Source organism: Cohnella sp. GCM10020058 (assembly GCF_042683485.1).
Classification (GTDB): Bacteria; Bacillota; Bacilli; order Paenibacillales; family Paenibacillaceae; genus Cohnella.
This window is the reverse complement of sequence record NZ_JBHUJV010000001.1, coordinates 22,759-36,935: the sequence shown is the minus strand read 5'-3', so window position 1 is coordinate 36,935 and position 14,177 is coordinate 22,759. Positions and strand designations below refer to the sequence as shown.

At 61.2% G+C, this 14,177-nt stretch carries 8 protein-coding genes; all 8 read right to left on the bottom strand.

The genetic code is table 11. The annotated features are described in order from the left end of the window. Positions 1 to 60: 60 nt before the first annotated feature. The 8 genes from ACFSR7_RS00240 to ACFSR7_RS00205 all read right to left on the bottom strand — a co-directional run bounded on the left by ACFSR7_RS00240 (position 61) and on the right by ACFSR7_RS00205 (position 14,143). On the bottom strand, positions 61 to 4,683 hold the full coding sequence (locus ACFSR7_RS00240) for an S-layer homology domain-containing protein (RefSeq protein ID WP_378158315.1): 4,623 nt from the start codon (positions 4,681 to 4,683) through the stop codon (positions 61 to 63). Between the two features lie 191 nt (positions 4,684 to 4,874). Then, positions 4,875 to 6,278, bottom strand: coding sequence for an ABC transporter substrate-binding protein (locus tag ACFSR7_RS00235; protein ID WP_378158313.1), 1,404 nt, complete (start codon positions 6,276 to 6,278; stop codon positions 4,875 to 4,877). A gap of 71 nt (positions 6,279 to 6,349) precedes the next feature. Next, on the bottom strand, positions 6,350 to 7,174 hold the full coding sequence (locus ACFSR7_RS00230; RefSeq protein ID WP_378158311.1) for a carbohydrate ABC transporter permease: 825 nt from the start codon (positions 7,172 to 7,174) through the stop codon (positions 6,350 to 6,352). Positions 7,175 to 7,176: 2 nt separating this feature from the next. Further along, a complete protein-coding gene (locus ACFSR7_RS00225) occupies positions 7,177 to 8,070 on the bottom strand; it encodes a carbohydrate ABC transporter permease (RefSeq protein ID WP_282910264.1) in 894 nt (297 codons plus the stop codon). A gap of 24 nt (positions 8,071 to 8,094) precedes the next feature. Beyond that, positions 8,095 to 9,195 (bottom strand): Gfo/Idh/MocA family protein, encoded by a 1,101-nt coding sequence (locus ACFSR7_RS00220; protein WP_378158310.1) that lies wholly within the window; start codon positions 9,193 to 9,195, stop codon positions 8,095 to 8,097. A gap of 370 nt (positions 9,196 to 9,565) precedes the next feature. Beyond that, complete coding sequence (locus tag ACFSR7_RS00215; protein WP_378158308.1) at positions 9,566 to 10,600, bottom strand: LacI family DNA-binding transcriptional regulator; 1,035 nt, start codon at positions 10,598 to 10,600, stop codon at positions 9,566 to 9,568. A 188-nt stretch (positions 10,601 to 10,788) separates the two neighbouring features. Further along, positions 10,789 to 12,375 (bottom strand): peptide chain release factor 3, encoded by a 1,587-nt coding sequence (locus ACFSR7_RS00210; protein WP_378158307.1) that lies wholly within the window; start codon positions 12,373 to 12,375, stop codon positions 10,789 to 10,791. Between the two features lie 235 nt (positions 12,376 to 12,610). Continuing rightward, entirely contained in the window at positions 12,611 to 14,143 is a 1,533-nt protein-coding gene (locus ACFSR7_RS00205) for an MFS transporter (RefSeq protein WP_378158306.1), read from the bottom strand. Positions 14,144 to 14,177: the final 34 nt, after the last annotated feature.

Genomic DNA, 14,177 nt, shown 5'->3' with positions numbered 1-14,177 from the left:
CCTCCTTGGCAAAATAAAAAGAGCCGCACTCGCGAAAGTACGGCTCTTCGGTTTTCTCGCTTAAATCGACAGCCACCGCGAGAGCATGGCGGCCGCCTGCGCCCGGCTGACGATGCCCGCCGGCGCGAGTAAGGCGCCCGGCAGCCCGTTCAGCAGACCGCGGTCGATCGCGAACAAGACCGCCGGCTCCGCCCAAGGCGCAGTCTGTCCGGCATCGGCGAACACGGCCCCATCCTGAGCCGACGTCGGGACAGCCTCGCCGGGATGCGCCGCTTCGTAGGCACGAAGCAGCATGACCGCCGCTTCCTGGCGGGTGATCGGATCGGAAGGTCCGAAGCGGCCGTCGTCTCTGCCCCGGAGGATGCCGAACGCGGCAGCCGCGCGGACCGCGGGAGCGTAGTAGGCGTCGGCCGGGACGTCCGGGAAGGCCGGCGCGTCCGCCGTTGCCGCAAGGCCTGACGCTTTGACGAGCATCGTCGCGAACTCGGCCCGCGTCACCGCGCGGAGCGGCTCAAACCGGTTGTCGCCGCTGCCCTGGACGATATGCTTCGCCGACAGCGACTTGATGCCGCCCGCGGCCCAATGTCCGGCAGGCACGTCCTCGTAGATGCGGTCGAAAGCCAGCACGGCGTATACGCTAAAATGGTTGACCGTCGCCGTGACGACATCGCCGCGGGCCGCACCGCCGGCGTACTCAGGCGCTCCGTCCTTGGCAATCGCGTAGATGCCCGCCAGCACCCGGTCCGCGCCTTCCGCCAGTTTTAGCGTCAGCTTCAACCCTTCGTCGAATTGCCGCAGCGGCGTCTTGACGCCGGCAGGGCTCCTAACGCCGAGCTCCAGCTCGTACGCGTCTCCCGCCTGGCGATAGACCGCGCTCGCCGTCGAAGCGGCTGCCAGCGTCTTCGCCGCCGCTTCGCCCCCCGGCCGCCTGACGACATAAATCTCGCCGCCCTGCCAGCCCCCGTCCGCGCGAAGCGCGGCAAGCTGCTTCAATACGCCCGGGGGCAGCGCGAGCGAGAAGCCGCCGTCCGCGAAGGCGAGCGATCCGCCGAGCGCGAACGCCGCATCCGCCGGCAACCTCACCTCGGTCTTGCCGGCTACGATCGCGACCGTCGACTTGCCGCCCGCCGGCGCAGGCAGCGACGCGACCTGCTGCACCTCATCCGTTGGTGCCGGCGTCGGCTGCAGCGTTCCGGGCGGCGACGTCGGCGACGTCGTTCCCGCGATCCGGATCGTATCCAGCGCCGACCAGTCGTCGCCCCGGTCACCCTCGATCGCGAGCTTGATGCCCGGCTTGCCGGTATCCGGATCTAGGATGCCGACCAGCACCCGGTATTCGCCGCTCGCGAGCCCTGTCGGGATATCCAGCGGCAGCGTTGCTTCATCGTCGCCGGGCAGCCAGCCGCGAATATCGACGCCGCTCGCCTTCGTGACGCTCGACGCGACGACCCGTCCGTCCGCATCCGCCAGCGCCACGGCGACCGGCCAGTCGTAATAGAAAGGCGCGATGCCTTTGTTTGTCCATTGCGTCTTCACTTCGAGCTTGTCGCCCGCGGCCGCCTCGCCGTCGTGCTTCACGGCATTCAATACGTACCGGTAGCCGATCGTCTTGCGGAACGTGTCCATGTTCTCTTGAATGTCCTGCGTGATCCCGCCCTTGCCCACCTCGTAGTCCGCCGGCGCGGACGGTCCAAGCCAAGACGTATGGGACAGCCGCGCTTCCCGCAGCGACTCGACGATGCTGCCGTCGGCGAGCGACAGCAGCGGATTGCCGCTCGTGAATTCGCCGCCGGAGAAGCTCGTTTTCCAGAAATTCGGCATCTTGGACGCCGCCTGCGCTTCGGCCGCGCTCTCGCCCGGTTCGATATACAGGCCGATGTCCGACCAACCGTCGCGAATCCAGCTGAGCCAGGATTCCGTCGAGCCCTTATCGCCGAACACGTCGTTGAACAGCCCGAGGCCGCTTGCCGCCGCAATCGGGAACGGCTTGCGCATGCCGAGCAGCTTGTGCTTGAAGCCGTCCAGATAGTGCTGCACGTACCGGTCGGATACGGCGACGTTCGGGAACTTGCCCGACAGCGGCTCCGGGTAGTTGTGGAATTCGCCCCAGTGGCCGAGCGAGCCGATCTGGACGTAGGCGATGCGCGGATCCTCGTCGTAGCGGGCGGCGAGCGCCGCGATCATCCGCTCGTGCTCCTCGAGCAGCACGGGAAGGTTGTAGTTCGGCGCGAAGCCCGCGCCGATCTCGGACGAATTGTACCATTTGCCCGCGCCGTCCGCGGAGCCCGCCGCCTCGACCAGCTCGTCGTACAGCCAGTCGGGAATGTCTTTATGCGCCGGGTCCGACGTCGGCGTGTCCATCACGATACGAAGATTGAATTTTTTGCCGAGGCTCGCCCAGTAAGCGAACTGGTACTTTTCCTCGATGCCGGCCCAGTCGAACTCGCCCTTGACCGGCTCGAGCTCCCGCCAGCTGATGCCGGCATATACCATGCTGTGCGACTGCGCATAGGGCTCGCCGAGCGCCTTCTTCGGCACGTCCCGCGCCCAGGCGACCCAGCCGGTGTACGGGTTGTTCAGCACGTCAAACGATTCGCGCGGGTAGTAGACGCCCGCCTCGGACGGCTGCTCGACCATCGCCTGCACCGTCAGCATCGGCCGGCCGACGCCGGGCAGCGCCAGAACGTTTTTCGCCGCATAAGCGACCTTAAGCCCGCTATCCGTCGTTGCCCCGATCTGATCCAGATACAGGTAGACGAGGTCGCTCGCCGCATCCGGCACGTTCTGCACCTTGCCCGATGCCGTCCAGCCGGCGCCGTCATATCGATAAAGCGTGTTGCGCGACACTTTGTAATCGATGCCGCCGCCCGGCCAGCGGGCATCCTGCAGACCGGTCGTGCCGTCCGCGTCGGCATCGATGAAGTATTCGTTCTGCGTGTTCAGACCGCTGCCCTGCGCCAGCAAATACAGCTTCTCCCGGTCGCGCAGCGCGCGCAGCCGAAAAGAGCCGCCGCTCGACGCCGCCTTGTTGTCGACGTCCGACCAGTCGCCGTCCCGGCCGTCGACCGCGATCTGCGCGCCGCGTTCAGACAGTACGGCCGGATAGCGCGCGGCGCCGGATGCCGCGGGCGCATAGTCGGCGCCTACGCCGAGCGCAACCCGCACCGTCGAACTCGCCTCCCAGCCGCTCATGTCGACGACCGTCTCCAGCACGCTTTCGCCGGACGGCGCATACACGCTCGACACGACGCTCTCCGCCGCGCCAAGCGCTTCCCAGCTCCAGCCGCTGCCTGTGCTCTTGTATGCCGTGCCGTTCTGCACCAGATAGTCGGCGCCGGTGCCGGCATACTGCCAGCCCTGATGGCCGGTCTCCGGATCGTTGTCCGCATCGATGAACAGGTTTTTCTCGCCCGACAGGTCGTAGCCGTGCGCGAGCACGTACAGCTTGTCGTTTTTCACGAACGCCGACAGATCCCGGATATTGCCGGTGCCGTTCGCGATCGGACGGATGCCAGACCACTCGGCGTCGTTGCCGTCCGCCGTCACGCGGGGCAGCGAGGGCACGATCTTCGCCGCTTGTGCTGCAGGCGCCGGCGCGTATACCTCGCCGACGTTAAAGCCGATATACAGCGGCGCAGAGGCGGCCATTCCGAGCTCCCCAAGCGGGACGGACATCTCGATGACCTTTCCGTTCCCCGAGCCGGACTCCGCGTACTGGATGCCTTCGGCAGCGAGCTGACTCCAGCCCCAGCCGCTTCCGGTGCTCGCATACAGCGCGCCGTTTTCCATCATGTAGTCGAAGCCGTAATCCGGCCACAGCCAGTTCGTCGTGAAGCCGGTGTCCTTGCTATGGTCCGTGTCGATAAAAACGTCGTTCCAGTCGCCCATCCTGCCGCTGACCATGACGCTCAGCGTGTCGCCGTTCGCCGCGGCGTACAGCTTCGTGAGTCCGTCCGCGGACACGGCGACCGGCTCGGAGCCGGACCAATCCGCCGGATCGCCGTCGACCGCGATGTCCGGGTCGGGTCCGAAGGCGGCCGCTTCGGCCTCGACGGCCAGCATCGGCTTGCCCGCATCCGGCAGGAACGCGTTGGCCGCCGGCTCGGCATACGCCGCCTTCAGCGGGGCCGACGCGGTTAAGCCAAGCAGCCCGATGTCGACCGCCGCCTCGGCGATTGCGCCAGAATTGGCGTACGCAGCCGTACCGGCCGACGTCCAAGCTCCGTCCGCATAGCGCTGCACCTGCGTGCCGACGATCCGGTAGTCGATGCCGGTCGCATCGCTCCACGCCGGCTCCTGCGCCCCTGTCGCCGGATCGCCGTCCGCGTCGATCAAGAAGACGCCGCCCGGATCGATGGCAGTCCCCTCTGCCAGCAAGTACAGCATGCCGCCGCGCTGCACGGCCTTCAGCAGGCTGAGCGAGCCTCCGCCCGCCGCCTCGTCCGCCGCGACCGCATCCCATTCGGACGGCGCGCCCGTGAATCTGGCCGGCGCTGCAGATGCCGCTTCCGACGCCGTCGCCCCTCCGACTGTCGGCGCGAGGCCGGCGGCCAATGTCAATGCCAGCCCCGCCGACAGCCATCGTCTGAATTGCGAGCGCTTCCCTTTATTGCCCTTGTCTGCCTTCATTCCGTTGTCTGCCTTCATTCCGTCATCCGCCTTCATTCCGTCATCCCCCTTCATCTCGTCATCCTCCTTCATCCCGCAGGCAATACGTTTTAAAGGCAAAAGAAAAGACAATGGGTTCTGCAGGCTTTGACAGACTGAATCAAAGTTAAATGCGGTTCCCATTGTCTTTGCGCTATTCTTGTTGTTCGATCGATGCCGTTCGCACCGGCGGACTTCGCGTCAAGCGACCGCCGGCGCTTCTTCTCTTATTTGCCGTAAAGCGACCTGATCTCCTTCACCACGCCGTCAAGCTCGCCCTTGCCGGACAGCGCCGGCGCGAGCTTCTGCGGGATGATTTCCCACAGCAGCTTTTCCTTGCCGTCGAAAAACGGCGCGGAGATCGCGTATTTTTGCGCATCGATGAACGTCTGCTTGTTGTAGCCTTCGTCCTTGGCGAGATACGTTCCCGCGGCCGCCTTGTTGGCCGGGATCGACTGGCCCTGCTGCGCGAGCGCGATCTGGCCGTCCGGACCGCCCAGCCAGCTCAGCAGCGCCCATGCGGCCTGCTCGTTTTTGCTGTATGGACTCATCGCGTTGCCTGCGACCTGCACGACCGTCTTCGTCTCCTTGAACTTCGGCGGCAGCACCGTGTCGAACTTGATGTTCGCCTTGATGAATTCGCTGGCGGACCAGGAACCCGCGAAGCTCATCGCGACCTTGCCCGTCGTCATCGTCAGGAACGGCTCCTTGGCGAGCGACTGGCTCTGGCTGAAGGTCGGCGTCACGTGATGCTTGGTGATCAGATCCCGGTAAAACTCCAGCACTTGCTTGGCTTCCGGCGATTCGAGACCGAGCGACTTGTCGTCGTTCACGAGCTTGCCGCCGTTGGACTCGATCTGCGGCTCGAGCACGGAGTCGGCGGAGCCGGCGGCGTCGACCGTAAGGCCCCATTGCACGATGTTTTTGGCGTCGAAGTCCGCGTCCGCGGCCGTCTTGCCGTTACGATCGAGCGTCATCTTCTTGGCGATGTCGAGCGCCTGATCCCAGGTCAGCTCGCCGGCCGGATAAGCGGCGCCGCCCGGATTCGTCTTGGGGTCGTCGAACAGCCCTTTATTATAGTAGAGCACGATCGTGTTGGCGTCGCGCGGCAGCGATACTTGCTTGCCGTCGACCTGGTGGGCGGCCAGCACCCCGGGCTCGAAGTTGTTCGTATCGAAGCCCGTCGAGGCGATCAGATCGGTCAAGTCCTTCATCGCGCCGATCTTGGCGTATTTGTCCACGTACGCATAGCTGATCTTGTACACGTCGGGCAGATCCTTGGCTGCGGCCTGCGCGGTCAGCGCCGTCCAGTACGTGCCCCAATCCTTGCTGACGACCTCGACCTCGACGTTCGGATATTTCTCGCTGAAGCCCTTGAGCAGCTCCTTCGTCTGCTCGGTCTCCACGTTCGTTCCCCATTGCGCATACGTTACCTTGCCGGAGATGTCGGCTGCGCCGGCCGATGCCGATCCGGACGCCGGAGCCGATGCGCTCGCCGAAGCGCCTGCCGAACTGCTGGATGCGGGAGACGAAGACGCGCCCTCGTTGTTGTTGCCGCCGCATGCCGCCAGACTCATCGTTCCGACCAGACTCAGTACCGCGAGCTGCGCGATCCGTTTCTTTGTTTGCATGTTGAGCCCTCCTTGTACGTGGATGAATGATTGACCTGCCCCTCGATGCGCTCTCACGGGTGTCCCCGGGATTACTTGATCCCGGTCATGACCACCCCCTCGATGAAGTAGCGCTGGGCAAAGAAGTAGATGACGCCGATCGGCAGCAGCGCGAGGAACGAACCGGCCGCGAGCACCGGGAAGTCGTGCGAAGTCTGGCCCATGATCATCTGGAGGCCGACGCTGAGCGTCTGCAGCTTTTCCGATTGGATGAAGATGAGCGGGGAAAAGAAGTCCGTCCACGAAAAGACGAAGGAGAAGATGAAGCCGCTCACGAGAATCGGGCTGGACAGCGGCAGGATAACCCTGGAATAGATCGTCCAGTACCCGCCTCCGTCGACGTAGGTCGCTTCGTCCAGCTCCCGGGGGATCGTGAGGAAAAACTGTCTGAACAAAAAGATGAAGTACGGGTTGCCGAGCACGTGCGGAATGATGAGCGGCAGCCACGTATCGTACCAGCCGATGTTCCGGTACAGCAGATACAGCGGGATCAGCGTCACCTGCGCCGGAATCATAAGTGTGGCCAGCACGATGGCGAACAGGAACTTGCGCGAACGCGCCTTCGTGCGGGCGAATCCGAACGCGATCAGCGAGGAGAACAGAATCGTGCCGAGACCGACGGAGCCCGCGATCGCGAACGAGTTGCCGATCCACCGGCCCATTAGCGGCATCGATTCGAAGAGCCGTCCGAAGGCGCTTAGCGTAAACGGGTGCGGGAGAAACTCCGGCGGATATCTGAACGTCTGCTCCTGCGTCTTGAGCATCGTGGACAGCAGCCAGAACAGCGGGCCGGCGAAGATGAACAGGCCGATGAGCAGCGCGACGTATTGCAGCGGCGTTTTGAATCGGTAAGTCATGCCTATGCGTCGCCCCCTTTATCGCTCTCGTAGTAGACCCAGCGGTTCGACGTTTTCATCACGATCCACGTCAGGATCAGGATGATGACGAACAGAATCCAGGATTGCGCCATCGCATAGCCGAACTTCATGTCGCGGAATGCGGTATTGTAGGTATTCAGCATGTAGGTCGACGAAGAGTAGTCCGGCCCCCCGTTGTTCAGCAGGCGGGATTCGGTGAACATCTGGAAATAGTAGATCATCTGCAGCACCAGCGAGAAAAGAATCGTCGGCGAGATCATCGGCAGCGTGATGGTGAAAAATTGGCGGACCCGGCTGGCGCCGTCGATGCGTGCCGCCTCGTAGAGCTGGGCGGGCACGCCCTTGAGCGCGGCGAGGAAGATCAGGACCGGTCCGCCCGAGCTCCAGATGCCGATCGTCACGATCAGCGGCTTGCTCCATCCCTCGGAGCCGAACCAGTCCACCTTCGGGATGCCGACGGCCTCGAGGAGCTGATTGACGAAGCCGCCGTCCGTGCCGAACAGCAGCAGCCAGATGATGACCGTCGCGACGGGCGGCACCAGATAGGGCAAATAATAGATCGTGCGGAAAAAGCGAATACCCTTGATCTCGACGTTCAGCACAACGGAGATCAGAATTTGGAACATGACCGTGACCGGCACGGCGATAAAAACGAAATACAGCGTGTTGCCGAAGCTTTTCAAATAAATCTGATCCTTGAACAAGTCCCGGTAGTTGTCGAACCCGATCCACTGCGGCGGCGTCACCGAGTTGTAATCCGCGAAGCTGTAAATCATGCTCAGCGCGGCCGGTCCGACGAAAAACACGAGAAAACCTACGATCCAAGGAAGGATGAACAACAAAAACGTGCCTTCCTCTTTCCACCTCGAGGTCATGCGGACTCCCCCTGTCTGTCGGCCTTAGCTCAGCTCGCTGATGTAGACGTAACGTTCTTCCTTGATGGAACGTTCGGCGGCAAGCGCGACGAGCAGCGCATCCCGGCCGATCCGGCCGTTGGCATAGGGCGCTTCGCCCGTGGCGACGGAATTCAGGAAGGCGTGCCGCTGCCGCTGGCTGCCGGTATGTCCGCCGTTCACCGAATCGGATTCGTGGTCCAGATCGATGTGGTCGCGGCTCTTGTCCTCGGGACCGAAGATGTCGATCGTCTTGTCCTTCTTGGCGATCATCTGGCCGCCGTTGCTGCCGAGCAGACCGATCTCGAGCCCTTCGTCCATCAGGTTCCTCGGCTTCAGATACATGCAGAGGCCGAGATTCGCCTTGCTGCCGTTCTCGTATTCGACGATGACCCAGGCATGGTCGACGATCGAAGTGCTCGTGAGCGTCCGGGTCTCGTAATGCGTATAGGAATTGGTGATGACGTTGGGCTGACCGTCCTTCAGCACGTGCTGGCCGCCGGACGCGAACACGCGGCGCGGCTTCGAATCGATCATCCAGTTGAAAATATCGAAATGATGGCAATCCTTCTCGATGAGCGCGCCGCCCGACTTGGAAGCGTCATAGAACCAGTCCACCGGCGGGAACGGATCGCGGAATTCCTTGCACCACATCATGGTGACGTCTCCCAGCCGCCCGGCATCCAGTTCCCTGCGCATCCGGCGATAGATGTTGGAGTAACGGTAAGTGAGGCCGATCTGCAGGATCACGCCGGCAGCTTCCGCCTTGGCGATGATCTCGTCGCATTCGCCGAGCGTCGGCGCGACCGGTTTTTCCAGAAACACATGCTTGCCGCGCTCGATAAACGGCACCGCCGCATCGCGATGCATATAGTTGGGCAGCGAGATGACGACGGCGTCGAAGGTGTCGATGTGTTCCAACAATTCCAAGTAACTCGCAACGATACCGGGATTGTTTCTTCTTATGTACGGCATCGCCCTTGCCAAGTTGGATTCGCTCGGATCCGCGATCCAGACGATCTCGCAGTTTTCGATTTGATCGAATCCCATCGCATGGCCGGTCCCCATATCCCCTACGCCGATCAGTGCCAGCCGAATTTTATTCATCCTATATCGTATCCCCCAACTCCGATGTGTTTGCGCCAAACTTTAATTGTTTGGATTACAATTTAAATATTATTCGAATATCAGATAACCGTCAAGGATTTTTAATGCAATTTGGATGAATTTTTCCTTGATTTTTTGGACTTTATTTGGCGTAAATATTCGTAAAATACGATTGCTTATGACGGAATCCCAATCTAACATTCGGATTTTAGTGATCTAAGCGCTTGCAGAGCCTTTGATTTAGAGAATATGCACAAACTTCTTTTCACGCAAAATTTGCTTAAATTTTGCCGCAAATATATCCAAAATTCTATGGAAAACAAAAAGCCCTGCACCGCATAAACGGGCAGGGCGTACGAATGGTGCCGCATCAGGTCGATTGTCTGGCCATTAACTCGAACGGAAGCGTAATCTTGACGGGGAGCGGGTACTTGTTCTGTCTGACGTCGACGAGCGTCTTGGCCGCCACCCAACCGATCTCGAACTTGGGAATATGTACGGAGGTCAGCGGCGGCGTCGCGTACTCGGCGAAGTCGATATTGTCGATGGAGGCGATGGCGACATCCTGGGGAATGCGCAGACCGCTCTCGAATACGGCACGCATGGCCGAGATCGCCATCATGTCGCTGGCGGCCAGAAATGCGGACGGCAGCTTGGCCGGCTTTTCGAGCGCCCGCTTCATCAGCGTATAGCTCTTTTCCGCATTCCATTCCGTATCGAGGATCCATTCCTTATGGATCGCGAGTCCGGCTTCGTCCATCGCTTCTTTGTAGCCGCGGTATCTTTTTTCCTTGGTGATATCGAGCGACCTGCCGGAGCCGCCGAGGAAGCCGATATGCCGATGCCCCCGCGAGATCAGGTGCTGCACCGCATGCTTCGCCGCCATCAGCCGGTCGTAGCCGACGCTGGGAATGGACGGATCGGATACGTCGATGCCGACGACGCAAGGGATATGGCGCTTGATCGCGTCGTAGACGACCGGATCGATGCTCTCGACGACGATGATGCCGTCCACTCCGCCGTCCTGGATCACCTTTTGCAGCATCTCGGGAGATTTGAGATCTTCGCCGTTGTGTATATAAGCCAATTCTCCGCCGTGCTCCTGAATGCCTCGCTCGATGCCCTCGAGAATCGGAGAAAAGTACGGATGATTGTACTTGTTCTGATTAACCGCCACGATGCAGCCGACCTTGCCGATATCGGGCTGCCGCGCGGATATCCCGCGCTTAGAGCCCGCGCCGTCCTTCGCCGTCTTGCCCGGGTTGTAGCCAAGCTGCGCGACCGCGTCCCATATGCGCTGGCGCGTGTCTGCGTTGACGGAACGGCTCGTATCGTTGTTGACGACTCTGGACACCGTGGAGATCGATACGCCCACTTGATCCGCGATATCCTTTAAAGTAGCCAATTCGGTCCGCTCCTTTGCCTTGATTTGCCCCAAACTTGTATATGGCTTTCATTATAGCCGAACCCCGTCCCTTCGGACAACCGACAATGTCGCGGAAATGCGGCGAAGACCGCCTCGCGTGGCATCGCGGGACGGTCTTCATTCGATCTCTTTACTCAAACCGGGGAATAATCCTGAATCGACGCGCCTTAAGGCGCCGTCTCCAGGAACTTCACGTCGGGCATGCGTTCCACGGCGGTGCGCATTGCGTACTCGTTTTCGAACAAGGCGACGTTATTGTCGTTCTTGTCCCTGACGAGCGTCGAGTTGATGCGGAACTTGGAGGCATCGAGCTTGTCGGCGACGATCCAGCGGGCGAACTGGAACTGCGTGCGCGCGAGCTGAATGTCGACGCCGTACTCGTTTTTCATGCGGTATTCGAAGACGTCGAATTGAAGCTGACCCACGACGCCGAGATACGTATCCTCGAACGGGCCGATCGAGCGGAACACCTGTACCATGCCCTCTTCGGTCAGCTGATCGAGACCTTTGAGATATTGCTTCTGCTTCAGCGCGTTTTTGACAGACACCTTGGCGAAGATCTCGGGCGAGAACGTCGGCAGCTCGTCGAACGTCAGGTTCGCGCCTTGCGCGAGGCTGTCGCCGATTCGGAAAATGCCCGGATCGAACAAACCGATGATGTCGCCCGGATAGGCGGTATCGACGATGTCGCGGTCCTGCGCGAGAAACTGCTGCGGCTGGGCCAGCTTAATGTCCTTGCCCGCGCGCACGTGCTTGACCGACATGCCGCGCTCGAACTTGCCGGAGCAGATGCGCAGGAAAGCGATCCGGTCGCGGTGAGCGGGGTTCATGTTCGCCTGGATCTTGAAGATGTAGCCGGAGAACTTCTCGTCGTCCGGTTCCACTTCGCCCTCCGTCGTACGGCGCGACGTCGGCGCCGGGGCCAGCTGCAGGAAGTTCTCGAGGAACGTCTGCACCCCGAAGTTGTTGACGGCGCTGCCGAAGAAGACCGGCGTCAGCTCGCCTGCGCGCACCTTCTCGTAGTCGAAGGGATCGCCTGCGACGTCAAGCAGCTCGAGATCCTGCGCCAACTGGTCGGCGAGATATTCGCCCGCCATCTCGCGTATCGCCGGATCGTTGTAGTCGGCGGCCGGACGAACTTCGATCTTGGAGTGGTCGTTGCCCTGGAACAGCTCGACCTGCTTCTTCATGCGATCGTAGACGCCGCATAGCTCGCGGCCCATGCCGATCGGCCAATTCATCGGCACCGAACGGATGCCGAGCACGCGCTCAATCTCCTCGAGCAGCTCGAATGGATTCTGCCCCTCGCGGTCGAGCTTGTTAATGAAGGTGAAGATCGGAATGCCCCGCTTGCGGCATACCTGGAACAGCTTGATCGTCTGCGTCTCGACGCCCTTGGCGACGTCGATCAGCATGACCGCGCTGTCGGCGGCGGTCAGCGTGCGGTACGTGTCTTCGCTGAAGTCCTGGTGACCCGGGGTATCCAGGATATTCACGTTTTTGCCGGCATACTGGAATTGCATGACCGACGAAGTCACGGAGATCCCCCGCTGCTTCTCGATCTCCATCCAGTCGCTGGTCGCGTGGCGGGCGGCTTTGCGCGCCTTGACCGAACCGGCGACATGGATCGCGCCCCCATACAGCAGCAGCTTTTCGGTCAACGTCGTTTTGCCCGCATCGGGGTGAGATATTATAGCGAAGGTGCGGCGCTTCGCCACTTCCTGCTTAAGTTCGTCGCGGATCGCTTTGCTCATGAATCACGGATTCCTCTCTTGGACAATATGGCAAACTACATTATAGCATATTGTGCCCGGCCAGGGAGGTGAACCTGCGGCGAAGCGGTCAGCGCCGGGCATGAATTAGCGTATTTTCTTGCGATGGCGGTACGACGCTTCCATCCGCCCGCCAAAGCGCGAAAAGGCCGCACAGCACCTTTTGTTGGTACCGTACGGCCTCTTCCTTGCCTTACCTGCAGCCATCGCCGACGGCTCAGTGCGCCAGCGGCGCATCTCCGTCTTCCCGCTTCTGCAACACTTCCTTCTTCAGGAACCAGCAGAGTACGAAGGCGATGCAGACGAACGCGATCGAGATGACGTACAGATTGTGATATGCGCCAGAGAACGCGGTTTTCACGTGCTCAAGCAGGTCCGGCGCGAGTCCCTTCGGAATGCCGCCCGTCTGAATCTCGCTCGCGGTGCCCGCCGGCAATTGATCCGCAATTCCCTCGATGCCTTTCTTGATGTCGCCGGCCAGCAGCGAGCCGAACACGCTGAGTCCGATCGACGCGCCGATCGACTGGAAGAGCTGCACGGTCGACAGCGCGATCCCGCTCTCTTCCTTGCTCACCGATTCCTGCACGATCAGATTGTCCCCGCCGAACAGTGCGCCGAGCCCCACGCCCATGATGACGAAGGCGACGACCACGTACATCACGGAGACGTCGATGCCGAATTGCAGCATCAGGATGAGGGCCACGATCGGCAGCGTAAACGAAAGGATAAAAATCGTACGGTAGGCGACCCGCGTGATGAGGAAGCCGACGAGAATGCTGAACGGGATCGCACCGCCCATGAACGCCAGGTTCAAATACCCCGATGCCCGCGGCGATAAGCCCATGACGTTTTGCGCGAAAAACGGGAAGTTGGCGAACGTGCCCATGACGCCGAGCATCAGGATGAATACGAGGCTCGACAGCACGACGACGTTGCGGTTGCGGAACAGGTGAAGCGGTATAATCGGTTCTTCTACGCGCCGTTCGATCCAGATGAGCAGCGCCGTCAAGACGACGAACAGGACGAGCATGCCGATAATAAGCGGCGAGCTCCACGACAGCCCTTGCGTCTCGATCAGCACCGGCGCGAGCAGCAGGGACAGCAGCGCGAGCATCAGCGTCGCGGCGCCGATCCAGTCGATCTTTTTCTTTTCTTCGCCTCTCTTTTCGACCATCCCGATCCACATGACGGCCGCGGTCAATATGCCGAACGGCAGATTAATGAGGAAAATCCAATGCCAGTTCACATGCGAGATGAGCTCGCCGCTGATCGTCGGTCCGAGCAGCTGCGGAAGGATCATCAGCGGTCCGAACAACGCCTGCAGCTTGGCGCGCTGCTCGAGCTCGTACGTATCGCCTAGAATAACCATCGCGAGCGGCATCAGGCCGCCTGCGCCAATTCCTTGTATGCCTCGTCCGACGAGCAGCATCGGCATCGATTGCGCAAGGCCGCAGACGAACGAGCCTGCGATGAACAATCCGATGCACGCGAGGTAGACGCGTTTGCGGCCATAGAGATCGGCCAGCTTGCCGAGAATCGGCATGAACAGCGTCATGGACAGCATGTAGATGCCGGCCACCCAGCCCATCAGCGGCAGTCCGTGCAAATCCCGGATAATCGTCGGCATTGCCGTGGAGACGATCGTCTCGTCGAGCTCCGCGAAAATCAGGCCAAGCATAAGTCCCGTCAGTACGAGCGCTTTGTTGTTTTTGCGTCCGATCGCGGCTTGCGCGAGTGGAGCCATAGCCATTTGCGTTTACACCCCTTTAAATCGGCGGAGCCGC

Excerpts from the sequence above, each read along its gene's own strand:
- ACFSR7_RS00220 (WP_378158310.1), bottom strand. The coding sequence starts at position 9,195 with ATGAATAAAATTCGGCTGGCACTGATCGGCGTAGGGGATATGGGGACC.
- ACFSR7_RS00205 (WP_378158306.1), bottom strand. The coding sequence starts at position 14,143 with ATGGCTATGGCTCCACTCGCGCAAGCCGCGATCGGACGCAAAAACAAC.
- ACFSR7_RS00235 (WP_378158313.1), bottom strand. The coding sequence starts at position 6,278 with ATGCAAACAAAGAAACGGATCGCGCAGCTCGCGGTACTGAGTCTGGTC.
- ACFSR7_RS00225 (WP_282910264.1), bottom strand. The coding sequence starts at position 8,070 with ATGACCTCGAGGTGGAAAGAGGAAGGCACGTTTTTGTTGTTCATCCTT.
- ACFSR7_RS00210 (WP_378158307.1), bottom strand. The coding sequence starts at position 12,375 with ATGAGCAAAGCGATCCGCGACGAACTTAAGCAGGAAGTGGCGAAGCGC.
- ACFSR7_RS00240 (WP_378158315.1), bottom strand. The coding sequence starts at position 4,683 with ATGAAGGGGGATGACGGAATGAAGGCGGATGACGGAATGAAGGCAGAC.
- ACFSR7_RS00230 (WP_378158311.1), bottom strand. The coding sequence starts at position 7,174 with ATGACTTACCGATTCAAAACGCCGCTGCAATACGTCGCGCTGCTCATC.